The following is a 23653-nucleotide window of genomic DNA, read 5'->3' on the forward strand; positions in this document are numbered from 1 at the left end:
ATCAGCCGCGCGGATAGCCGATGGTTTTGAGCGCCTCGGTGATCTCGTCGAGAATGGCGGGATCGTCGATGGTGGCGGGCTGCTTGTAGGGTTTGCCGTCGGCGATGCTCACCATCGTGGCGCGCAGGATCTTGCCCGAGCGGGTTTTCGGCAGCCGGTCGACCACGCAGGCCAGTTTGAACGCCGCCACCGGGCCGATCTTTTGTCGCACGCGCTGTACCACCTCGGCGCAGATCTCTTGCGGATCGCGGTCGCAGCCGGAGTTGAGGCAGAGAAAGCCCACGGGCATCTGCCCCTTGAGATCGTCCGAGACGCCGATCACCGCACATTCGGCCACGTCCGGGTGACCCGCGAGCACCTCTTCCATGCCGCCGGTCGAGAGCCGGTGCCCGGCCACGTTGATCACGTCATCGGTGCGCGCCATGATGTAGAGATAGCCGTCCTCGTCGATCATCCCGGCATCGCCCGTCTCGTAATAGCCGGGGAAGGTGGTGAGATAGCTTTTGCGAAAGCGGTCCTCGGCGTTCCACAGCGTCGGCAGCGTGCCCGGCGGCAGCGGCAGTTTGATCGCGATGGCGCCGAGCGTGCCGGGCGCGACCGGATGGCCGGCCTCGTCGAGAATTTGCACGTCATAGCCGGGCATCGCCACGGTGGGCGAGCCGAGCTTGACCGGCAGCGCCTCGATCCCGGCCGGGTTGCCAGCGATGGTCCAGCCGGTTTCGGTCTGCCACCAATGGTCATAGACCGGTTTGCCGGTCATCTTCTGCGTCCATTCGATCGTATCGGGATCGGCGCGTTCGCCCGCGAGATAGATCGCGCCTAGGGCCGAAAGATCGTATTTGTGCAAGAGCTCGCCTTTGGGGTCGTCGCGTTTCACGGCGCGAAAGGCGGTGGGGGCGGTGAAGAAGCTCTTGACCTTATGCTCGGAAATGACCCGCCAAAAGGTGCCGGCATCGGGGGTGCCGACGGGCTTGCCCTCGAAAACGATGGTGGTGTTGCCATGAATCAGCGGCCCGTAGCAGATGTAGCTGTGGCCCACGACCCAACCGACATCGGAGGCGGCCCAGAACACATCGCCGGGATCGACATTGTAGATGTTCTTCATCGACCAGTTGAGCGCCACCAGATGGCCCGCGGTGGGGCGTACCACGCCCTTGGGCGCGCCGGTGGTGCCGGAGGTGTAGAGGATATAGGCCGGGTGATCGCCCTCGACCGGCACGCAATCGGCGGGGATCACGTCGCGCTGAATTTCGTCCCAGTCGAAATCGCGGCCCTCGACCAGATCGGCGGTCTCGGGTTCGCGTTGAAAGATCACGGTGAACTCGGGCTTGTGCCGGGCCTCGTCGATGGCCCCGTCGAGCAGCGGTTTATAGGGCACGACGCGCCCCGGTTCGAGCCCGCAAGAGCCGGCGATGACCGCCTTGGGCTTTGCGTCGTCGAGCCGCACGGCGAGCTCGGAGGCGGCAAAACCGCCGAAGACCACGGAATGGATCGCGCCGAGCCGGGCACAGGCCAGCATGGCGACCAGCGCCTCGGGCACCATCGGCATGTAGATCACCACGCGGTCGCCCTTGGTCACGCCCTTGTCGCGCAGCGCGCCTGCGAGGCTGGCGGTGCGCGATTGCAGCTCGGCAAAGGTGATCTTGGCCTTGGTGCCGGTGATCGGGCTGTCGTGGATGATCGCCACCCGGTCGCCATGGCCTGCGTGCACATGCCGGTCGGCGGCGTTGTAGCAGGTGTTGACCCGCGCGTCGGCGAACCAGTCATAGAGGTGATCGCCACGCTCGAAGAGCGCCCGTGTCGGTGCGCGATCCCAGTCGATTGCCTCGGCGGCCTGCATCCAGAACGCCTCGGGGTCGGATTTCCACCCGTCGTAAACAGCCTTGTAGCCCATGTCTTTCTCCTCGCTCCCGGCCCAATAGGTAGGGGAGAAGCGCCGCCAACAGCAAGCCCGTTCCGGGTCAGACCGGCGGCAGCGGCGGATTAATTCAGCGCGGGCCGGGGTTTGGGCGGTGCCGCTTTGCAAAGGGCGGGCGGCGGTGTCTTGTCGTTGCAAAGGGGGCGGAGAGCTTGCAAAGTTGCAAAATGATCTGGGCGCGGGAGGGGCCATGATCGACAGTCTCTATGTGGTTCTCGCGATGGCCTTTGCCCTCGGTCTGGCGCTGCGCGCCGGGTCGGTCTGTCTGGTGGCGGCGACCGAGGCGCTGCTGCGGCGGCGCAACCCGGATCGGATGCTGCTGATCCTCGAGGGCACGGGCTGGGCGCTGGTGGCGCTGGTGCTGCTTGGCGCCTATCCCATCGGCATGAGTTTCAGCCAGCCGGTGGTGATCGGGCTTTTGGGCGCCTTTGTCTTTGGGGTCGGCGCGGCGGTGAACGGGGCCTGTGCCTTTGGCGTGATCGCGCAGATCGGCACCGGGCGGTTCGAATATTTCCTGACCGGGCTTGGCCTCTGGATCGCGATGCAGGGGGCGGTATTTCTCGACCTTGAGGCGGCGGCGATGCGCGCGGGGCCGGTGCTGCCATGGTCGCTGGCGCTCTGGGCGATTGCGGCGCTGTTTCTCGGGCGGCTGGTGCTGCTCCATCTGCGCGGCGCGGTCAATCTGGGTCGGGCGGTGACGGGAAGTCTGGCGATTGCGGTGGCGGCGGGATGTTTCACCTCGCTCGCGGTGCTGCATCGGGAGTTTCCGTGGATCACCCTGCTTGCCGATCTGTCGATGGCCGATCTGTTGTCGGTGCTGATCGCTGCGCTGGTGGTGGCGGGGGCGATTGTGGCGGGGCTTTTGATCCCCGACGGGTTCGAGCTGCGCTGGCCCGGCTGGCGGCGGTTGGCCAAGCGCTTTGCCGGCGGGTTCCTGATGGGGCTCGGCGGTGTTCTCTTGCCGGGGGGCAATGACAGCCTGCTGTTTTTCGGCCTCACCACCGGCGCGCCGATGGCGGTTCTGGGGCTCTGCGCGGTGATCGCGGGGATTGTCGCGACGAGCCTGATCAGCGGGCGGCGGCTCTCGCCCTTTTTGCGGCGGGCGGCGGAAATCTGCGGCCTGGCAGACCGTCGCTAGCCCGCCTGTTTTCGACATTTCCGAGGTCGAAAATGCACCAGAGCAGAGGGTGATTCCATGGTAGTTCTGAAGGCAGGGTGCGGCGCGGTGCCGCCCCGTTTTTGCACAGGGTGCAGTTGCCATGGGCGACAAAAAGGCAAAGCCGGCGAAACCCGGCACAAAACCGACCAAGAAGTGATTCAGAGTGTGTGTAGCAGAGAGCGCCCGTTTTTAGGAGAGACCCGGCCGCCTCTCTTTATGTGTTCAGCCGTATTCGGCACCGGTGTCCCGGCGATGGCCGACATGTTCAGAAGGCCGCGCGCGGTGACGCCCGGGGTGACGATGTTGGCGCGGTTGCCCATGCCCATCAGGATCGGCCCGACTTCGAGCCCGCCGGCCTTCATCTTGAGAATGTTGCGCACGCCCGAGGCCGCGTCGGCATTCGAGAAGATGAGCACATTGGCGGCGCCCTCCATCCGGTTGTCGGGCAAGAGCCGCGCACGCAGATCGGCGTCGAGCGCGGCGTCGATATTCATCTCGCCCTCATAGCAGAAATCGCGGGGTTTCGCGTCCAGCAGCGCAATGGCGGCGCGCAGGCGCTTGCCGGAATCGCTGCCTTGGTTGCCGAATTGCGATTGCGAGCAGAAGGCGATCTTGGGCTCGATCCCGAAGCGGCGGACATGGCGGGCGGCGCCGATGGCGGTTTCGGCCAGTTCCTCGGGCGTCGGGAAGACGCGGACATGGGTGTCGGCGATGAAGAGCGGCCCGTCCTCGAGGATCATCAGCGACAGCGCGCCATGCGGGTGGTGATGGGCGTCGCCGAGCACCTGGGTCACATAGTTGAGATGCCAGCGATATTCGCCGAATGTGCCGCAGATCATGCTGTCGGCCTCTTCGCGGTGGACCATGACGGCGGCGATGGCGGTGGTGTTGGTGCGCATCACCGCGCGGGCGAGATCGGGGGTGACGCCGCGGCGCTGCATGATGGCGTGGTAGCTGCCCCAATAGTCGCGGTAGCGCGGGTCGTTTTCGGGGTTCACCACGGTGATAGCGCCGGGGCGGATGACGAGGCCGAGCCGTTCGCAGCGGGTTTCGATCACCTCGGGGCGGCCGATGAGGATGGGCTGTTCGCTGGTTTCCTCGAGCATCGCCTGAGCGGCGCGCAGCACGCGTTCATCCTCGCCCTCGGCAAAGACGATGCGGCGGCTTTCATGGCGGGCGGCCTCGAAGACCGGGCGCATGAGCAGGGCCGATTTGAACACCGAGGCGTTGAGCTTGGCCTTGTAGGCGGCGATGTCCTCGATCGGTCGCGTGGCGACGCCGGTTTCCATGGCGGCGCGGGCGACGGCGGTCGAGACGATGCCGACGAGGCGCGGGTCGAACGGTTTCGGGATCAGGTAATCGGCGCCGAAGGTGAGCTGTTCGCCCTTGTAGGCGGCGGCGGCTTCGGCGGAGGTGGTGGCGCGGGCCAGTTCGGCGATGCCCTCGACACAGGCGAGCTGCATCGCGTCGTTGATCTCGGTCGCGCCGACGTCGAGCGCGCCGCGGAAGATGAACGGGAAGCAGAGCACGTTGTTCACCTGATTGGGGAAATCGCTGCGCCCGGTGGCGATGATCGCATCGGGGGCCACGGCGCGGGCGGCGTCGGGCATGATTTCCGGCGTCGGGTTGGCGAGGGCGAAGATGATCGGCTTGGGCGCCATTTTCGCGACCAGTTCGGGGCTCAGCACATTGGGGCCGGAGAGGCCGAGAAAGAGATCGGCCCCGTCCATCACATCCGCGAGGGTCCGTTTGTCGGTCTTTTGGGCAAAGCAGGATTTCTGCGGGTTCATATCCTCGGTGCGGCCTTCATAGACCAGCCCGTGAATGTCGCAGAGCCAGATGTTGTCGCGTTTCACCCCGAGCTTGAGCAGCAGGTTGAGACAGGCGATGCCCGCCGCGCCGCCCCCGGTCGAGACGATCTTGATGTCCTCGAACCGTTTGCCCGCCACATGCAGCGCGTTGGTGGCCGCCGCGCCGACGACGATGGCGGTGCCGTGCTGATCGTCGTGAAAGACCGGGATGCCCATCCGTTCGCGGCAGAGTTTTTCGACCACGAAGCAATCGGGGGCCTTGATGTCCTCGAGATTGATCGCGCCAAAGCTCGGCTCGAGCGCGCAGACGATATCGGCGAGCTTTTCCGGATCGCTTTCGTTCACCTCGATGTCGAAACAGTCGATGCCGGCGAATTTCTTGAAGAGCACGGCCTTGCCCTCCATCACCGGTTTGGAGGCCAGCGCGCCGATATTGCCGAGACCGAGCACGGCAGAGCCATTGGTGACGACGGCCACCAGATTGCCGCGCGCGGTATAGCGCGAGGCGGTGGTGGGATCGGCCTTGATCTCAAGGCAGGCCTCGGCCACGCCGGGGGAATAGGCGCGGCTCAGATCGCGCCCATTGGCCATCGGTTTGGTGGCGCGGATCTCGAGTTTGCCGGGGGTCGGAAACTCGTGATAATCGAGCGCCGCTTGGCGGGCAGGATCACGGGGAATGTCATCACGGGGCGTGTCGGTCATGGGGCCTCCTCGGGCGGAACTGAAACTTGGTTTAACATTAAACCATTTTTTGGCACATGCAATTTTTGCCGTGATGGTTGCCGCGAGATTGCCCGAAGGCGGGCGTGGGCGCAATCGCGCAGAGGCGGCGTGGGCGGTATCCGGAGGCGCAGGGAGGACGCAACGGCGCTGCAATCGTCATGTTGCCCTTTGCCCGCGCATCTGGGTAAGAGGGGGAAGCGCCAGTTTTCTACCGGAGGGGTTTCATGGACCAGCATCTGACCGTCGTTGAGCATCCGCTCGTGCAGCACAAGCTCACCCTGATGCGGGACAAGCACACATCGACCGCGGTGTTCCGGCAGCTTCTGCGCGAGATCAGCCAGCTTCTTGCCTATGAGGTGACCCGCAATCTCGACACCGAGATGCGCCGCATCGAGACGCCGATGGTGGAAATGGACGCGCCGGTCGTGGCCGGGCGCAAGCTGGCGCTGATTTCGATCCTGCGGGCGGGCAATGGTCTTTTGGACGGGATGCTCGAGCTGATCCCCTCGGCGCGGGTCGGCTTTGTCGGTCTTTACCGTGATGAAGAGACGCTGCAGCCGGTCGAGTATTATTTCAAAGTGCCCGAGCGGCTCGACGAGCGGCTGGTGATCCTGGTCGATCCGATGCTCGCCACCGGCAATTCGAGCGTGGCGGCGGTGGACATGGTCAAGAAGGCCGGGGCCAAGGATATTCGCTTTTTGTGCCTGTTGGCAGCGCCTGAGGGCGTGCAGCGCATGAAAGAGGCGCATCCCGATGTGCCGGTGGTGACCGCGTCGCTGGACGATGGGCTCAATGAGCAAGGCTATATCCTGCCGGGTCTGGGCGATGCCGGGGACCGGATGTTCGGCACGAAATAGCCGATGGCGGGGGCTCTGACCCCCGTGATTTATAGTTTACGGCGTCCGCTTTTTAAGGCAAGCTACCCCTACATCTTGTGGGGGCAATATGAAACTGACCAGAGTGATTGCGATTGCCGTGATCGCCGCATCCGGAGTCCTGAGCGTTGCTCAGGCGAAATCCATCCGCGAAGTGGGCGAGCCGGCCGAGTTTCCGCCAAGTTCCTATACGGGACGGCAATATGTCGACAGCAATGGCTGCGTGTTCATCCGCGCGGGCATTGATGGCAACGTCACCTGGGTGCCGCGCGTGGCGCGAAGCCGACAGGTGGTCTGTGGATATCAACCGACATTTGCGAAGGCACCGGCCCAGAACGTGCCGGTGATCGCCGATGCGCCGACGCCGCAACCGGCCCCGGCGCCCAAGCGGGTGGTCAAGGCCAAGCCCGCGCCGCAGAAAACCGTCGTTCAAGCCGCACCGCGTGCCAAGCCCGCGCCCCAGCCGGTGCGCCGTGTTGCCCCGGCCCAGACACAGACCCGCGTAGTGCAGACGCGCCGCGTGGCGGTGGCCCCGGTTCTGGTGCGTCCCACAGCCCCGGCCGAGCCGAAGCCGCAGGTGCAGGTCGCACCCGTCGCCAAGAAAACCGTCACGCCCACCGCGACCCGTCGCGTGGTCTCGAGCTGCCCCGGTCTGAGCGCCACCTCGGCGCGCTATATGGCCTCTTCGGGCCGTGCGGTGCGCTGTGGCCCGCAGGCCGAAGCGCCGCATAATGGCGTGGTGCGCGGCAAGACGGTCGTGCAAGCGGCGCCGGTTCAATCTGGGCAGGTCCGGTCGGTGCCGGTGCGTGAAGCCCGCGGCCAGCAGCCCTATTACCCCGGTCGTCAGGTATTGGTCGGCGGGTCGGGCTATAATATCGCGCCGCAGCCCTATCAGCCCGCCGACAGCGCCTATACCCAGCGTCTGCCGGGGCGTCAGGTGATGGTAGGTGGCACCAGCTATGGCGATGCCGCCGCCGTGCAGAGCCCGCCGGTGCGGGTGGTGCCGCGTCACGTCTATGCGCAGCAGCGCGTCGCGCGTCAGGGCCTCTATGTGCCGCAGGGCTATGAGCCGGTGTGGGAAGATGACCGTCTCAACCCCTATCGCGCCCAGCAGTATTTCCAGGGCAAGCGCCAGATGGAGCTGATCTGGACCAAGACCGTGCCGCGCAAGCTTGTCGTGCGGCAGACGGGTCGCGTGGTGACCGAGGCCTATCCCGGGCTGCAGTATCCCTATACGAGCTATGCCCAGATGGAGGCGGCGGGCGTGCAGGTGGTGTCGACCCGCAACACGCGCAGCAAATCCCGGAGCGCGCCCGTGGTGTCGAGCCGTGGCGGCATCCGGCCCAAGGCGGGCGGGTCTGCCAGCCTCGGGGTGAGCGCCGTGGTTCCGGCCCGGGTGAGCACCAAACAGGCCAACGTGCAGAGCAGCGAGCCGATCGCCAAGAGCTATGTTCAGGCCGGTGTCTTTGCCAGCCGCGATGCGGCCAAGGAGGCGGCGCGTCAGGTGGTTCTGAGCGGCGAACAGGCGCGGCTCGGGACGCTGACCAAGGGCGGGCAATCCTATGCCATCGTTCTGGCGGGGCCCTATACCGATCAGGCCCGGCTCAGCACCGCGCTGACCCGCATCCGCAACGCCGGGTTCGGCAATGCGAAAGTGCGCCGCTGAGGCGGGGCACGGGTGTCTAAAACAGGCGAGGGGCGTCCCGGTGGGGCGCCCTTTTTCTATGGTGGGGGTTACTGGCCGCAGATGCCCTGCAGGCGGATCCAGTCGCCATCGTCGAGCACCGGTTCCAGCGATTGCCCGGCGAAAGGATCGGCCTCGATCAGCGACAGGGTGGATTCGCCAGAGATGTCGCGGGCATAGGCATAGGGGCTTGAGCGGACGGAGCGGGATTTGAACGTCTCGAGCAGCAGGGTCGCGTCGAGATTGGCGGTGGGGCGCGACAGGATATCCTTGGCATAGTCGCGCAGGCTGCCCTCGGGCATGTCGCCGGTGGTCAAGAGATGCGCGGTCGAGAGCGGGCCGGTGGCGAGGAGCATCCGGTTGAGCGCGTCCTCTTTCTGGCTGCGCAGGCTTTCGGCGATGATGAACCCGGCGAGCACGTCGGGATCCTCGTAATCCTCGACCAACGCGCGGCTGATCAGGATGATGCCGCCCGGCAGGCTCACCGTGTCGCGCACCCCGTCGGGCAGCACCAATAGCCGCGGCGGCCCGTTCGGACCGGCGAGGCGCAGGGCGAGCCGGGCGAGGGCGGCCTGACCCGAGGGGTCGTCGCAGGCGGGGCCGGTGATGCCGCGCATCGCGTCGACCAAGAGATCGCCGATCTCTTCGCGTTTGACATCGGGCACCACGGTGACGGCATGGCGGCGCAGCTGTCCGGGCAGCCAGAACAGGATGAGCGCGGTGACCGAGGCGAACATGCCGAGCATGATCAGCCGGCGCAGGCGGCCCGGCTGAGGGCGGGCGCGGCCGATGGCGCTGCGCAGTTTCTCGATGGCGGCGACCATTTCGGTCTCGTTCTCGGCCAGTTCCAGTGTTTCGCCGGGGTCGCCATCGGGATGGTAGAGCGCCGGGGTGTCGCCGGGATTGGCGCGGTGCAGCGCGGGCAGCGACCAATGGGTCAGCGGCCGGTCGTTCATATCGCTGATGACGAGGGTGGCATCGCCGATCGACACGATCACCTCGAGCCGTTGCGCGCCGGGCTTGGCGCGCCAGAGGCCCGAGGCCTCAAGCCGTTGGTATTCGCGAAATGCCGTCATATGCCCTGGGCCTGCTCTGCCTCATTGGCGGTGACTGTAGCAGGGGCGGCGCGCAGCGGCAATTGTTTCGGCACGGGTGCGAGGCCGCTTGCCCTTGGGCGTGACGCGGCCTAACACCGTGACATGAGACTTTTATTCTTGGGCGATGTGATGGGGCGGGCCGGCCGCAAGGCGGTCTCCGAACAGCTGGGGCGGCTGCGCGCGGCGTGGCGGCTCGATTTCGTGGTGGTCAATGGCGAGAACGCGACCAATGGCATGGGGCTTAGCGCCGGTCATGCCACTGCGCTGTTCGAGGCGGGGGCGGATGTGGTCACGCTCGGCGATCATGCCTTTGACCAGAAGGACATGCCGCAGCATATCGGCCAAGAGACCCGGATCATCCGGCCGATCAATTTCGCCCCGGCCGCGCCGGGACAGGGCGCGCGGGTGTTCCAGGATGGGCGCGGGCGCAAGATCCTCGTGGCGCAGGTGCTGGGCCAGGTGTTCATGAAGCGGCCCTTCGACAACCCGTTCGCGGCGCTCGATGGCGCGCTCAACACCCATCGTCTCGGCGGTGGGGTGCAGGCGGCGATTGTCGATATCCATTGCGAGGCAACCAGCGAAAAGATGGCCGTTGGTCAATATTGCGATGGCCGGGCGAGCCTTGTGGTGGGCACCCATACCCATGTGCCGACGGCGGATGCGATGATCCTGCCCAAGGGCACCGCCTATCTCAGCGATGCCGGCATGTGCGGCGATTACAACAGCATCATCGGCATGGACAAGGCCGAACCGATGCGCCGCTTTGTCACCGGCATGCCGAAGGCCCGGTTCGAGCCGGCGCTTGGCGAGGCGACGCTGTCGGGGGTCTATGTCGAGACCGATGACAAGACCGGGCTGGCCACGCGGATCGAGATGGTCCGGCAGGGCGGACGGTTGCAGCAGGCGGGGCCGTCCCCGGTCGAGTGAAGGAAGGGCGCATGTCCGAGAAACTGTGGCTCTATGCGATGCTTGTGGCCATGGGGGCGGGCTGGGGCGCATCGATCCCGCTGGCCAAGATCGCGGTCAGCACCGGGCATCAGGCTTTTGGCCTTATCTTCTGGCAGATGGTCATCGTGTTGATGATCAGCGGCGGCATCATGATGCTGCGCGGCAAGCGGCCGGTGATCGGGCGGGCGCATCTGCGGCTGTTTCTCATGGTGGCGGTGTTTGGCACGGTGATGCCGGATATCTTCTACTATAGCGCCGCGCGGGAATTGCCCGGCGGGATCATGTCGATCGTCACCTCGTCGGTGCCGATGTTTTCGCTGCCCATCGCGATCCTCATGGGCAATGAGCGGTTCAGGCCAAAGCGCCTCTTGGGGCTGATCTTTGGCATGGTGGGGATCGTGCTGTTGATCGGGCCGCAGGCGAGCCTGCCGGGCGGTTGGGCGGCGGGCTTCGTCCTCCTCGCGCTTGGCGCGCCGCTGTTTTACGCGACCGAGGGCAATCTCGTGTCGAAATGGGGCACTGGCGGGCTCGACCCGTTGCAGGTGGTGTTTGGCGCGTCGCTTCTGGGGCTGCCGATTTGCCTCATGCTGGCGCTCGGCACCGGGCAGTGGATCGACCCGACAGCGGGGCTTGGCCGGGCGGAGGGCGCGCTCATCCTGTCGGCGAGCATTCACGCGCTGGTCTATGCCGCCTATGTCTGGCTCGTCGGGCGGGCGGGGTCGGTGTTTGCGGCGCAGACCTCTTATGTGGTGACCGCCACCGGGGTGCTGTGGTCGATCTACCTGTTGCAGGAGAGCTATTCCGGCTGGGTCTGGCTGGCGCTGGCGGTGATGATGCTCGGTATGTTTCTCGTGCAACCACGTGCGCCGAGAGTTCTTGTGCCGGGGCGGGCCATGGAGGATGATGGTTCGAACCAAGAAGGGGCTGTTGCCAAGTGATTGCTTATCTAGACCTGTCCCAGACCACCGTGGCGTTGATGACGCTGGGCGTGGTGGCCGTGATGTTTTTCCTGTTCATCCGCGAGATCTACCCGACCGAAGTGGTGGCGCTTGGCGGCGCGGCGGCGCTCTTGCTGATGGGGGTTCTGCCCTATGATGCGGCGCTGGAGGTGTTGTCGAACCCGGCGCCCTGGACCATTGCGGTGATGTTCGTGATCATGGGAGCGATGGTGCGCACCGGTGCGCTCGAAGCCTTTACCGCGCTGGCCGAGACCCAGGCCAAGAGCAACCCCAAGCTGGCGGTGGCGATGCTGCTCACCCTGGTGGTGTTGGGGTCGGCGGTGATGAACAACACGCCCGTGGTGGTGGTGATGATCCCGGTGTTCGTCCAGATCGCGCGGACCATGGGCATTCCGGCGTCGAAAATGCTCATCCCGCTGAGCTATGCGGCGATCCTTGGCGGCACGCTCACCCTGATCGGGACCTCGACCAACCTGCTGGTCGATGGTGTGGCGCGGGCCGAGGGGCTCGAGCCGTTCACCATCTTTGAGGTGACGCCGCTGGCCGTGGTGCTGGTGATCTGGGGCATGGTCTATCTGCGGTTCATCGGGCCCTATCTGCTGCCGCATCGCGACAGTATGGCGGATATGCTGTCGGATCGGTCGAAGATGAAATTCTTTACCGAGGCGGTGATCCCGCCAGATTCGAACCTGATCGGGCGCGAGGTTCTGGGGGTGCAGCTCTTTAAGCGCGAGGGGGTGCGGCTCATCGACGTGGTGCGCGGCGATCAGTCGTTGCGGCGCAATCTCGAAGGGGTGGAATTGCAGGTCGGCGACCGGGTGGTTCTGCGGACGCAGATCACCGAGCTTTTGAGCCTGCAGACCAACAAGAGCCTTAAGCGCGTCGATCAGGTGTCGGCGGTGGAGACCAAGACGGTGGAGGTGCTGATCACGCCGGGCTGCAAGATGGTGGGGCGGTCGCTCGGCTCGCTGCGGCTGCGGCGGCGGTTCGGGGTCTATCCGCTGGCGGTGCATCGGCGCAACCAGAACATCGGGCGGCAGCTTGATGATCTGGTGGTGCGGGTCGGTGATACGCTGCTGCTGGAAGGGGCGCCGGATGACATCATGCGGCTCGCCAATGAGATGGATCTTGTCGATGTCTCGCAGCCCTCGGCGCGGGCGTTTCGCCGGGGTCATGCGCCACTGGCGATCCTTGCCCTTCTCGGCATCGTGGTGCTGGCCGGGCTTGGCGTGGCGCCGATCCTTCTCTTGGCGGTGATTGCCATGGCCTTTGTCCTGCTGGCGCGCTGTATTGATGCCGATGAGGCGTTTTCCTTTGTCGAGGGTCAGCTCTTGGTGCTGATCTTTTCGATGCTGGCGGTGGGGGCGGCGTTGCAGGAAAGCGGCGCGGTGGCGCTTATCGTCAATGCGATTGCGCCCTATCTCATGCTGTTGCCGGGGTTCCTGGTGATCTGGGCGATCTACCTGCTCACCTCGCTCTTGACCGAGATGGTGAGCAACAACGCGGTGGCGGTGGTGGTGACGCCGATCGCCATTGGCCTCGCCGAGGCGATGGGGATCGATCCGCGGGCCTTGGTGGTGGCGGTGATGGTGGCGGCGAGCGCCAGTTTCGCCACGCCCATTGGCTATCAGACCAACACGCTGGTCTATGGGCCGGGGGGCTATCGGTTTACGGATTTCCTGAAAATCGGCGTGCCGCTCAACCTCAGCATCGGGGTGCTGGCCTCGGCGTTGATCCCGGTGTTCTGGCCCCTCTGAGAGAGGCCAGAACGGGAGGGATCAGAGACCGATCCACATCACATAGCCGAGCGCGATGCCCAAGAGGAACAGCGTCTCGATCACCAGGATCGCGCCATAGCTCGGCTTGACCCCGACGATGGTGGCGAGGTTGGTTTTCATGCCGAGCGCCGAGATCGCGATGACGAGGAACCAGCGCGACGCCTCTTTGATCAGCTCGCTCACCGCCTGCGGAATGAGGCCGGTGTTGGCCAGCACCGCCAGCGCGATGAACATCACGAGGAACCACGGCAGCGTCACCTTCTGGTTCTGTGCGCCCCGGAAGGAGAGCATGACGATGATCATCACCACCGGCAGCAGCGCCACGCGCAGCATCTTGACGAAAGTGGCGATGACGCCCGCCTCGTCGCTGATCGAGTAGCCCGCGCCGACCACCTGCGCCACGTCGTGGATCGTGGCCCCGATGAGAAAGCCGCTTTCGAGATCGGACAGCCCGAGCCCCTGAAAGAGCACCGGATAGGCAATCATCGCGATGGTCGAGAGCGCGGTGACGCCGATGACCACGAAGAGCACATCCTGATCACGGCCAGCGCGTTGCGGCAGCACCGAGGTAATGGCCAGCGCCGCCGAGGCCCCGCAGATCGCCACCGAGCCCCCCGCGAGGAGGCCAAAGGCCATGCGCCGCCCGAAGATAAAGGACAGCAGCGCCCCGCAGGCGAGCGTCGCGAGGGTAAAGCCCACGACGGCGGCAACGGCGGTGAAACCGATGCTTTCGACATCGCCGATGGAGAGGCGCAGGCCGAGAAGGCCGACGCCGAAACGCAGCAAGGTCTTGGCCGAGAACTCGATCCCTTTGGCGCAGGATTCATGCGTCGAGAGAAAGTTGAACGCCATGCCGATGAGCAGGGCAAAGAGCATCACGGGCGCGCCGTAATGCTCGGAGAGGAACGTCGCCGAAGCGGCGATCACACAGGCGAGAAAAATCCCGCCGGAATGGCTTTCCCAGCGGGATTTGAAAGAGGTCAGCATCAATTCTGCCTTGAAAATGGGGCCGGAGCGGCCTCAGCCGACCCAGCGGGACGAGAAATCAAACGCGCCATCATAGCCGAACAGGGCTGCGGCCCCGCCGGTGTGGAGGAACACGACGCGCTCGCCCTTCTTGAAATGCCCTTTGCGGATCAAGTCAATAAAGCCTGCCGCGCCTTTTGCGGAATAAACCGGATCGAGCAGGATCGATTCCAGCTCGGCGAACATCTTGATCGCTTCCATGCCGCTTTCGGTCGGGATGCCATAGCCCTGGCCGACGTAATCGGTGTTGGCGACAACATCTTCGCGGGCGACGACGCCGGGGCAGCCGAGCTTTTCAGCCGTGGCGCAGGCGAGGTTGTAGACGTTTTCTTCCTGCTTCGGTTTGGGGGCGCGCACGCCGATGCCGAGCAGCGGGATTTGCGCATTCATCGCCTTGAGGCCGGTGATCAGACCGGCCTGCGTGCCGGCGCTGCCGGTGGCATGCACGATATGGTCGATCTTGAGACCGCCATCATTGGCCTGGGCCAGCAGTTCGAAGGCGCAGTTGACATAGCCGAGCGCGCCGGTCGGGTTCGAGCCGCCGCCGGGGATCGTGTAGACTTTCTTGCCGTCGGCACGCCATTCATCGGCGAGCTTTTCCATCTCGGCATTCATGTCACCGCCGCCGGGGCGCTTTTCGGTGGTCGCGCCGTGCAGATGGTCGAGCAGCACGTTGCCATTGTGGTTGTAGTTCGCCTCGTTCGAGCCGGTGCGGTCCTCGAGCAGGATGTGGCATTTCATGCCGAGCTTGGCGGCGAACGCGGCGGTCTGACGGGCGTGGTTCGACTGGGTCGCGCCTTGGGTCATGACGATCTCGGCGCCTTGCAGTTCCGCCTCGGCCATGAGGAATTCCAGCTTGCGGGTCTTGTTGCCGCCGGTCGAGAGGCCGGTGCAATCGTCGCGCTTGATCCAGATTTCCGGGCCGCCGAGTTCGGCGCTCAGACGGTCGAGACGTTCGAGCGGGGTGGGCAGGTGGGCGATGAAGCGGCGGGGGAAACGGGCGAGATGCATTGGAAGCTCCTGATAAGGCGTTTTCGGCAACTTACAGTGCCGAGACCGGCTGATCCAATGCGAAATGGGTGGTCTAAATTGCAGGAATTGCATTTTAGGGCGCGACACGCCATGATCGCGCCATGCAGTTGGATTGGATCGACGATATTCTTGCGGTGATCGACACCGGATCGCTGGCGCAGGCGGCCGAGCGGCGGTTTCTCACGCAATCGGCCTTTACCCGGCGGGTGCGGGCGATCGAGGAAAAGCTCGGGACGCGGCTCTTTGATCGGTCGCGCAAGCCGGTGGTGGCGCTGCCGGGTGTGCGCGCGCTCGAGCCGGAGCTGCGCGAGATGAGCGCCCGGCTGCGGCGGTTGCAGCTCAACCTGCGGGTCTCGGACAGTCAGGCGGGCGAGGCCTTCACGCTGGTCTGCCAGCACGCGATCACCGCGACCATTTCGCCCTGGGTGGTGCGGCAATTGACGGCGCGCGGCGAGGCCTCGGTGCGGGTGCGGTCGGGCAACCGCGATGAATGTCTGATGATGCTGCTGTCCGGCGAAGTTGAATTTGCCATGGCCTATGAGGCCCCTGACGAGCGGCGTCAGACCTTGGTGCGGGGGCTGGAGGCGACGGCGCTTGGCGCGGATCAGCTGGTGCCGGTGGCGGCGCCGGAGCTCGCGGCGCAGGCGGCGACGGGAGGGGCGGATCACCTGCCGCTCATTGGCTATCCGCCGGATGTGTTTCTGGGCCGAGTCTTTGGGCAATATATCGTGCCGCGGCTGCCCGAGACCATGGTGCTGTCGCTCAAGGCGGAAACGGCGCTCACTCTTGCGGCGCTCGAATATGCGCTGAGCGGGATCGGGGTCGCCTGGCTGCCGCGCACGCTGGTGGCGGGGCATCTGACGGCGGGGCGGCTGCGGCATCTGGACGGGTTGCCCGAGCAGGAGCTCAGCATCACGCTCACCCGGCTGGCGGGTCCGCAACATGCCCATCACGATGCGCTCTGGCGCGATTTGGCGGCGCATCCCGAATTCCCGGGCGTCTTGCCGGGCTGAGCCCGGGGATCTGGGTATTTGCCACCAGAAAGAGCGGCAAAAGACTGCGCCCCGCAGCCGGAAGGCCACGGGGCGCGAGAGGGGTGAGGCGGCGAGCCCGCCTCGGTCCGGATCAGTTCACGGCCTTGGCGTCGACCACGTCCTTGTCGGTCGCGCTGTCGACGCTGGTGATCGCGATGCGGCGCGGTTTGAGCGCTTCGGGCACTTCGCGGACCAGATCGATATGCAGCATACCGTCGGTATGGCTGGCCCCGGTCACGCGCACATGATCAGCCAGCTGGAAGCGGCGCTCAAAGGCGCGGGTGGCGATGCCACGGTGCAGATAGGTGCGCTCGCCCTCTTCTTCGGATTTGCGGGCCGAGACGATCAGCGCGCCATCCTTCACCTCGACGGCGAGATCGGCATCGGAAAATCCGGCGACCGCGACCGAGATGCGATAGGCGTCATCGGCGGTTTTCTCGATATTGTAAGGGGGGTAGCTGGGCGTAGAGACGTCATTGGTCAGGGCACGGTCCATCAGATCCGCGATCTGATCAAAGCCGATGCTGGCCCGGTAAAGCGGTGCGAAATCAAGGTTACGCATGGGTTATCCTCCGTTGAGCGATACCAATATGTGAAGCCTTCCCATCCGGGACAGGCCGAGAGTGTTCCGGCCCGCATTGGGCACCGGAACAGGCTTGATTTGGGCAATCGCGCGGCGATTTCAAGAGGTCATGGGCGGGCGAATTTCGCGCTGGTGCCGGAACGGTCCTGTCCGACGCGCAGCCGTTTGACCGTGGCGGGGGCCGGGGCCATGGCGGTGGTGCCAGCGCGCCGCAGATCGGCCTTGAGCCGGTCCACCACCTCGGGCAGGTCCATGCCGTAGGAAATCCGGCGGCCCTCATATTGGCCGCCGCCGCTGATCAGCGACAGGATGCGCGGCCGCCCGTTTTCGCGCAAGAAGACCGGGGCGCCGGACGAGCCGAAGGTGACATTGCAATCAAAGGCCATCCAGCCGTCGCGGGCGGCGAGCACGCCGCAATCACGCTGCCACGAGAGGCTGGTGTCGCGGCCACGGCCGAAGGAGACCACGCTCACCCTCTGGTCACTCGCGTCCGAGCGGGCGAGGGCAAAGGGGCTTGCCGTGGCGCTGGGGATCGGGGTGGCGAGACGCAGAAGGGCGACATCATGGCGGATGTTTTCGGCATCGAGCGCCTTGGTCGGTTGGTAATTCGCATGGGCGGCCACGGCGGCGACGCCGCTTTCCGAGATGAAGTGATCGCCGCGCAGACCGGCGCGAAAGGTGAACTCGGCGACCGCATGGCGATTGCCCTCGTCGTCATAGACGCAATGCGCCGCCGTCAGCACGAGATCGGGGGCGATAAGCGCACCGGTGCAATAGCTCGCCTCGCCGACCATCACCTTGCCCACAGCCTCCCAGCCGAAGATATCGTCGCGCTCGGTCAGGCTGACCAGCCCGCTGCCCGCTGTGGCGGCGAGCGGCAGCGTCGCGATCAGGCTGGCAAGCAAAAGATATGCGGCGCGGAGCCTCATGGCTTGGCGAATTTGGCCGAGGTCGACCGCTTGCTGGTCACCGGTGAGATCATCGGGCTGCTGCTCGGCAAGAGCCCCTCGCCCTGATCGAGCATCACCCGCAAGAGGCCCAGCGGGGTTTCGAGATCGGTGCCGAGCGAGACCTTCTGGCCGTCGACCTGGGCCTTGGCGGAAACCACCGAAACGACACGGGGCAGGCCGCCGTCGTCAAAGCTAAAGATCGGCGCGCCGGAGGCCCCGAAATCCACGTCACAGGACATCACCAGCACGCCATGTTGGCGCGCGATGACTTCGCAGACCTCCTGCAGGGAAGGCGCATCTTCGCGCCCCCGCGCGTAGGAGACGACGCCGATGCGCTGGCCGGCGCGGGGCTGATGGTCGGTGGTGAAGGGGATCACGCGGGTGTTGCGGATCGGGTGGTGCAGCTCCAGCAGGGCGAGATCATGGCGCACGCGCAGCGCGGTGGTTTTCTCGTCAAAGCGGTAGTCGGGATGCAGCACGGCGCGGCGCACCCAGCGATAGGCCTGCGCCCGGCCATTGCGCCATCCGGCGAGAAACTCGATCCGGGCGGGATCAATGCGCGCGCCGCTTTCCTTGTCATAGAGGCAATGCGCTGCGGTCAGGACCAGATCGGGGGCGATGAGCGCCCCGGTGCAAAACCCGCGCCCGTCGAGATCGAGCCGGCCCACGGCCTCCCAGCCCCGGCTGTCGTCGCCGGTCTCAAGACGTTTGAGCGCCGTGGCTTGCGCCTGCGCAGACCCAGAGACACCGATCAGACACAGGCCCAGAAGAGCCAGAATGGCGAGACGCATGGAATTTCCTCAAGTGACAGAAATCCCGGCTATCAAGGTAATTTGTCAGAAATTTGGCGAGACTCTGAAAATCAGGCGCGGGGCCTGCGCTCTTTCTGGGTCAAAATACCCAAAATCCGCGCTCACCGCCCGCGCCGCGCCTGCAGATTGTCCCAGCCATCCACCCAGGTGCGATACCACAGATCCGCCGCCTTGAGGAAATGCGGCTTTTCCATGACATGGAGCGCGTGACGGCGCAGCGGCGTGGCGGCATAGGCGGTTTTGCCGCGCGCGTCGCCCAGCGCCCGATAGGCCGCCTTGGCCCCGAGATAGGGCGCCATGACCGTGCCAGAGCCGGAAAAGCCCAGCGCGTAATGCAGCCCGTCCTCTTCGCCGACATGGGGCATATGGGTGAAGGAATAGCCGGTGTAGCCGGTCCAGACATGGCTCAGCCGGACATCGGCGAGCTCGGGCCAGATCTCGGCCATGGTGGCCTGTTGGCGGCGTGCGGCGCGGTCGAGCGGGATGTCCCGCATCGCGGCGCGGCCCCCAAAGAGGATGCGCTTGCCATCGGGCGAGAGCCGGAAATAGCTGTGGCGGGCGCGGGTTTCGACCATCATGCGCCGCCCCGGTGCGAGCTGACCCAAGAGGTTTTCCGACAGCTCTTCGGTGGCGATGAGAAAGGACGGTAGCGGGAACACCCGCGCCATGTGCCAGCGGAAGGGCCGGGTGGTATAGCCATTGGTGGCGAGCACGACCTTGGCGGCGCGGATGGTGCCGCGCGGGGTGGTGGCGACAAAGCCCGCGCCGTCGCGGTCGAGCGCGGTGACCGGGGCGTTGGCGCTCACCGGGATGCCGCGCGACAGGGCGGCGGTCCAGAGGCCCCGGTGAAACTTGGCCGGATGGATCGCGCCATGATCGGGAAAGAGCAGCCCGCCATAATAGCGCTCGGTGCCGATCTCGCGCCGCATGGCGGTTTCATCGACGGTCTCAATGCGCACGTCGCTCTTGCTGCGGACGCTTGCGGCGAGGGTTTTCTGGCTCTCGGCATGGGCGGGGGTCCAGGCGAGCTGAATACGCCCGGTCGCCTGATAATCGCAGTCGATCTCTTCGCGCTGCATCAGGTCACGGACAAAGGCAAAGGCCGGGCCGGCCTCGGCAAAGAGCGCATCGGCCGTCTCTTCGCCAAAGAGCGCGGTGAGTTTCGGATGGCTGAGCCGTGGGTGCGCGCCGAACATGCCGCCGTTGCGGGTCGAGGCGCCACAGCCGGGATTGCCCGCATCGACCACCGCGACGCGGGCGCCTGTATCATGGGCGGCGATCGCCGCCGAAAGCCCGGTGAACCCGGCGCCGATGATTAGCAGATCGACCTTGGCGGGGGGCGCGGCATCCTCGGGGTCGGGCGTGTTCTTGAACGCCTCCCACCAATAGGGAAATCCCTGCGGCGCCTCGCCTGTCCAGCTTACCATTTACCTTGCCCTTCAGTCCGGGCGGTCTTGCGTCACATCACGTTGGCAAAGGACGTCTCGACCGCGTGCAGGAATGACTGTGCCGAGGAGCTTGCCGAGAGCAAGCGGAAACTGTCCGTATCGGTGCGAATTACGATCACGCCGAGATGTTCCATCGTGGTGCGCGCCAGACTGCCTATTGTGAAGGCATCGGGATGCAGGTCGATGGGGCAGATCCGCTCCAGCGCGCGGCGGCAATCGGGGCCGGTCACATCGAGGGCGCACCAGACATCGGTCTGATCCGTGGTATAGGCCGCGCCGCCGAGCTTGGCCGCGACAACGCGTTCGGCATCGGGCGTGGCATGGGTGAACATCACAAAGCCCTGATCAATACCCAGCCGCAGGAGCGTGGTGCTCCCATCGCTGGCCGCGGCGCTCTGGCCGATGTCGGGCAGGGCGGTGCCAAAGGCCTTGGCGATGGCCTTTTGCGCCGCGTCTTCGCCGCCGAGCGGCAGGGCGAGCGACACAAGGGCCAGATCGGCGGGCGCGGTGATCCGGCACGTGCCAAAGCGCAGGTCGGTCCCGGCCAGAGGCGGGGTGGAGATGAGCGAATAATCAGCCACGGAGCCGGTCTCCTTCGGGGTCGATGAAATGGGCCGAGACGATCTCGACCTCCATCTCGGTGTCATGGACGGGGCTCATGGCGCGGACGATTTCGCCCATCCGCTCATGGCCGCGTTTGATAAAGCCGAGGCCGATGGAATGGCCGAGGCTTGGCGAATAGGCGACCGAGCTCATCCAGCCCTGATCATTGTCCATGATCGCCTCGTCGCCCTTGGTGATGAAATGCGAGCCTGCGATGAGCTTCTTGCTGCGGTCCACCGGGCGGAAGCCCACCAGCCGGATCGCGTCGTCGCGGTTCATCTCGGGGCGTTTCGACAGGGTTTGGCCGATGCAGTCCTTTTTCTGGCTGACCATGCCGCCGAGCCCGAGGTTGAGCGCGGTGGTCTGACCGTTGAGCTCATTGCCTGCGGCGTGGCCCTTTTCGATCCGCATCACGCCCAGCGCCTCGGTGCCATAGGGCACAGCGTCAAATTCGCGCCCGGCCTCCATCAGCACATCCATCATCGAATTGCCGTAACGCGCCGGCACCGCCACCTCATAGGCCAATTCGCCCGAGAAGGAGATGCGGAAGAGCCGCGCGGGCATGCCGCCACAGACCGTGACTTCGCCACAGGCCATGAAGGGGAAGCCCTCGTTCGAGAGGTCATGCGCCTCATCCACCACCTTGCGCAGCAGGTTGCGGGCGTTGGGACCGGCCACGGCGAACTGTGCCCAGCCATCGGTGGTCGAGATCAGGTGCACGTCGAGACCGGGCCAGAGGCATTGCCGGGCAAATTCGAGCCGCCGGAAGACCAGCACCGCATTGGCGGTGGTGGTGGTCATCACATAGTGGTTCTCGCTCATCCGGGCGGTGGTGCCATCGTCATAGGCGATGCCGTCTTCGCGCAGCATGAGACCGTAGCGGACCTTGCCCACCGGCAGCTTCAGGAAGGCGTTGGAATAGACGCGGTTGAGGAATTCAGCGGCGTCGCGGCCCTGAATGTCGATCTTGCCCAGCGTGGTCACGTCGCAGATGCCGACCGATTGCCGGGTCTGCAGCGCCTCGCGGTCCACCGAATCGCGCCAGCCCTGTTCGCCGGGACGGGCATACCATTGGGCGCGGAGCCAATTGCCGACCTCGACAAAGGTCGCGCCATTCTCGGACGCCCATTTATGCGAGGGGGTGAGGCGATAGGGGCGGAAATCCTTGCCCCGTGCGCGCCCGGCCAGCGCCCCGATCGGGATCGGCGTATAGGGCGGGCGGAAGATCGTGGTGCCGACCTCGGGGATCGGCTTGCCCGCGTCCTCGGCGAGGATGGCGAGCCCGGCGATATTCGAGGTTTTGCCCTGATCGGTGGCCATGCCCATGGTGGTATAGCGCTTGAGCAGTTCGACCGAGCGGAAGCCTTCGCGGTTGGCCTGTTTGATGTCCTTGACGGTCACGTCGTTCTGTAGATCGACCCAGGCACGCTTGGCGCTCTCCTTCACATGCCAGAACCCGGCGCAGTCGCGCGGCTCGTCCTCGGCCTGCGGGGCGCTGCCCTTGGCGGTGAGGCCGAGCGCGTCGAGCTGACGGGCGGCTTGTGCATGGCCTTCGGCCAGAGCCGCGCCCAGCGTCATCGCGCCATTGGCGGCCCCGGCCACCTGCATGCCGACGGGCAGGCTGTCGCCCGGCACGAAGGCCTGCAGATCGTCGCGCCAGTTCGGGCGGCCGCGCTGGTGGCAGGTCAGGTGGACGTTGGGGTTCCAGCCGCCCGAGACCGCGAGGCAATCGGTGGGGATCACCTGTCCGTCGGTGAGGGTGACGGATTTGAGCGCCTTGCGCCCGACCGTGTCCTTGACCGCCGCGCCGCGGATATGGCGGGCGCCGGGCACGTCGCAGACGGCGGGCTTGTCGCGGCTGTCGATGATCGCCACGACGCTCACCCCACGGGCGGCGAGATCGGCGGCGGTGCGCCAGCCGTCGTCATTGTTGGTGAACACCGCCACCTGCTTGCCCGGTGCCACGCCGAAACGGTTCACATAGGTCCGCACGGCGCTTGCCATCATCACGCCGGGGCGGTCGTTATTGCCAAAGGCGATGGGGCGCTCGGTGGCCCCGGCCGCCAGCACGGCGCGTTTGGAATAGATCCGCCACAGTACCTGACGTGGCTTGCCGCCACTGTCGGCGAGGTGATCGGTGCAGCGTTCGAGCGCGCCATAGGTGCCGTGATCATAGGCCCCATAGACCGTGGTGCGGGTCATCAGCCGCACATTGGGCAGGCTGGCAAGCTCTGCCACCGCCATGCGCGCCCAATCGGCCCCGGCCATGTTGTCGACCGACAGGGTTTCCGAATTGAGCCGCCCGCCGGGGGTGAAATCCTCATCCGCGAGGATGACCCGTGCGCCCGAGCGTGCCGCCGTCAGCGCTGCTGCCAGCCCCGAAGGCCCGGCCCCGATGACCAGAAGATCGCAATGCAGGAAGCCCTTGTCATAGTGATCCGGGTCGTCCTGCATCGAGAGCCGCCCAAGACCGGCGGACGAGCGGATCGCGGGCTCGTAGAGCTTTTCCCAGAAGGCGCGGGGCCACATGAATGTCTTGTAATAGAAGCCTGCCGAAAGGAACGGCGAGGCGAAATCCGTCACCGCCATCAGATCGAATTCGAGCGGGCCGCGGTGGTTCTGACTGGTGGCGGTCAGGCCATCGAACAGCTCGGTCACCGTGGCGCGGGTGTTGGGCTCTTGCCGGGCACCGCTGCGCAGCTGTACCAGCGCGTTGGGCTCTTCCGAACCGGCGGTCAGGATGCCGCGCGGACGGTGGTATTTGAACGAGCGCCCGACGAGGATCTGGCCATTGGCCAGCAGCGCGGAGGCGAGCGTGTCGCCCGGGTGGCCGTGCATTTCACGCCCGTTGAAGGTGAAGCTCAGCAGTTTGGAGCGGTCGATCTGGCCGCCGTCGATCCGGTTGATCTGGCTCATTTGTCGCGTCCCCGTGCCTTGGCCACGTCGCGGGCCAGTTCCACCTTGGTAATTTCATGGCTCAGCGTGTCGCGGGTCACCACGAGCCAAGACCGATCGCCCTGTTCGTGATACCAGAGCTCCTGATGCTGGCCCGCAGGATTGTCGCGCAAATAGCCGTATTCATAGAATTTCTCAGCCGCGTCCGGGTCTTGCCAATCGGGGCGGTCGATGAGGCTCGCATCGCCGAGATAGACGAATTCCGCCGCGTCGCGGGGGCCGAGCAAAGGGTGATTGATGATCATCTGCTGGCGCTCC

19 protein-coding genes are annotated in these 23653 nt (G+C 65.6%); 7 read left to right on the plus strand and 12 right to left on the minus strand.

What is annotated here, in order from left to right:
• Window position 1: 1 nt before the first annotated feature.
• A complete protein-coding gene (prpE, locus tag ISM_RS09440) occupies window positions 2-1894 on the minus strand; it encodes a propionate-CoA ligase PrpE (protein WP_009813925.1) in 1893 nt (630 codons plus the stop codon).
• Between the two features lie 214 nt (window positions 1895-2108).
• Between prpE and ISM_RS09445 the strand changes: the two genes are divergently transcribed.
• Window positions 2109-3056, plus strand: coding sequence for a YeeE/YedE thiosulfate transporter family protein (locus tag ISM_RS09445; protein WP_009813926.1), 948 nt, complete (start codon window positions 2109-2111; stop codon window positions 3054-3056).
• A gap of 179 nt (window positions 3057-3235) precedes the next feature.
• Here the strand turns inward: ISM_RS09445 and ISM_RS09450 are convergent, their stop codons facing one another.
• Window positions 3236-5590 carry an NADP-dependent malic enzyme gene (locus ISM_RS09450; protein ID WP_009813927.1) on the minus strand — a complete coding sequence of 785 codons (2355 nt, stop codon included), beginning with the start codon at window positions 5588-5590 and terminating at the stop codon, window positions 3236-3238.
• A gap of 245 nt (window positions 5591-5835) precedes the next feature.
• Here ISM_RS09450 and upp point away from each other — a divergent pair, with 245 nt between their 5' ends.
• Together upp and ISM_RS17730 are read left to right on the plus strand one after the other, a co-directional pair.
• Entirely contained in the window at window positions 5836-6468 is a 633-nt protein-coding gene (upp, locus tag ISM_RS09455; RefSeq protein WP_009813928.1) for a uracil phosphoribosyltransferase, read from the plus strand.
• A gap of 88 nt (window positions 6469-6556) precedes the next feature.
• The gene (locus tag ISM_RS17730; RefSeq protein ID WP_009813929.1) at window positions 6557-8152 is read left to right on the plus strand and encodes an SPOR domain-containing protein; all 1596 of its coding nucleotides are present in this window, start codon (window positions 6557-6559) and stop codon (window positions 8150-8152) included.
• A 68-nt stretch (window positions 8153-8220) separates the two neighbouring features.
• Here ISM_RS17730 and ISM_RS09465 read toward each other — a convergent pair whose 3' ends face one another.
• Window positions 8221-9246 carry a hypothetical protein gene (locus ISM_RS09465; RefSeq protein WP_009813930.1) on the minus strand — a complete coding sequence of 342 codons (1026 nt, stop codon included), beginning with the start codon at window positions 9244-9246 and terminating at the stop codon, window positions 8221-8223.
• 123 nt (window positions 9247-9369) lie between these two features.
• Between ISM_RS09465 and ISM_RS09470 the strand changes: the two genes are divergently transcribed.
• From ISM_RS09470 to ISM_RS09480, 3 genes are read left to right on the plus strand one after another with little or no spacing between them, the layout of a single operon-like run.
• Window positions 9370-10194 (plus strand): TIGR00282 family metallophosphoesterase, encoded by an 825-nt coding sequence (locus ISM_RS09470; protein ID WP_040617994.1) that lies wholly within the window; start codon window positions 9370-9372, stop codon window positions 10192-10194.
• Window positions 10195-10205: 11 nt separating this feature from the next.
• On the plus strand, window positions 10206-11153 hold the full coding sequence (locus tag ISM_RS09475; protein WP_009813932.1) for a DMT family transporter: 948 nt from the start codon (window positions 10206-10208) through the stop codon (window positions 11151-11153).
• A 38-nt stretch (window positions 11154-11191) separates the two neighbouring features.
• Window positions 11192-12931 (plus strand): SLC13 family permease, encoded by a 1740-nt coding sequence (locus ISM_RS09480; RefSeq protein WP_009813933.1) that lies wholly within the window; start codon window positions 11192-11194, stop codon window positions 12929-12931.
• 21 nt (window positions 12932-12952) lie between these two features.
• On the opposite strand, the gene ISM_RS09485 is transcribed toward ISM_RS09480, so the two are convergent.
• Window positions 12953-13939 carry a YeiH family protein gene (locus tag ISM_RS09485; RefSeq protein WP_009813934.1) on the minus strand — a complete coding sequence of 329 codons (987 nt, stop codon included), beginning with the start codon at window positions 13937-13939 and terminating at the stop codon, window positions 12953-12955.
• 33 nt (window positions 13940-13972) lie between these two features.
• The gene (gene cuyA / locus ISM_RS09490) at window positions 13973-14989 is read right to left on the minus strand and encodes a D-cysteate sulfo-lyase (RefSeq protein WP_009813935.1); all 1017 of its coding nucleotides are present in this window, start codon (window positions 14987-14989) and stop codon (window positions 13973-13975) included.
• Between the two features lie 122 nt (window positions 14990-15111).
• Here cuyA and ISM_RS09495 point away from each other — a divergent pair, with 122 nt between their 5' ends.
• Window positions 15112-16023, plus strand: a complete 912-nt coding sequence (locus tag ISM_RS09495) for a LysR family transcriptional regulator (protein WP_009813936.1) — start codon at window positions 15112-15114, stop codon at window positions 16021-16023.
• A 112-nt stretch (window positions 16024-16135) separates the two neighbouring features.
• On the opposite strand, the gene ISM_RS09500 is transcribed toward ISM_RS09495, so the two are convergent.
• From ISM_RS09500 to ISM_RS09530, 7 genes are all read right to left on the minus strand, one after another.
• Window positions 16136-16606, minus strand: coding sequence for an Hsp20 family protein (locus ISM_RS09500; protein ID WP_009813937.1), 471 nt, complete (start codon window positions 16604-16606; stop codon window positions 16136-16138).
• A gap of 128 nt (window positions 16607-16734) precedes the next feature.
• Entirely contained in the window at window positions 16735-17532 is a 798-nt protein-coding gene (locus ISM_RS09505) for a trypsin-like serine peptidase (RefSeq protein ID WP_254655674.1), read from the minus strand.
• A gap of 20 nt (window positions 17533-17552) precedes the next feature.
• Entirely contained in the window at window positions 17553-18368 is an 816-nt protein-coding gene (locus ISM_RS09510) for a trypsin-like serine peptidase (RefSeq protein ID WP_009813939.1), read from the minus strand.
• 122 nt (window positions 18369-18490) lie between these two features.
• A complete protein-coding gene (locus ISM_RS09515; RefSeq protein WP_009813940.1) occupies window positions 18491-19816 on the minus strand; it encodes an NAD(P)/FAD-dependent oxidoreductase in 1326 nt (441 codons plus the stop codon).
• A 32-nt stretch (window positions 19817-19848) separates the two neighbouring features.
• The gene (locus ISM_RS09520) at window positions 19849-20418 is read right to left on the minus strand and encodes a sarcosine oxidase subunit gamma (protein ID WP_009813941.1); all 570 of its coding nucleotides are present in this window, start codon (window positions 20416-20418) and stop codon (window positions 19849-19851) included.
• Window positions 20411-23356: a sarcosine oxidase subunit alpha family protein gene (locus tag ISM_RS09525; RefSeq protein WP_009813942.1), complete on the minus strand. Its 2946-nt coding sequence runs from the start codon at window positions 23354-23356 to the stop codon at window positions 20411-20413. The genes ISM_RS09520 and ISM_RS09525 overlap by 8 nt, the downstream gene beginning before the upstream one ends.
• On the minus strand, window positions 23353-23640 hold the full coding sequence (locus tag ISM_RS09530) for a sarcosine oxidase subunit delta (protein ID WP_009813943.1): 288 nt from the start codon (window positions 23638-23640) through the stop codon (window positions 23353-23355). Before ISM_RS09530 ends, ISM_RS09525 begins: the two co-directional genes overlap by 4 nt.
• Window positions 23641-23653: the final 13 nt, after the last annotated feature.

The sequence above is a fragment of the Roseovarius nubinhibens ISM genome (assembly GCF_000152625.1).
Taxonomy (GTDB): Bacteria; Pseudomonadota; Alphaproteobacteria; order Rhodobacterales; family Rhodobacteraceae; genus Roseovarius; species Roseovarius nubinhibens.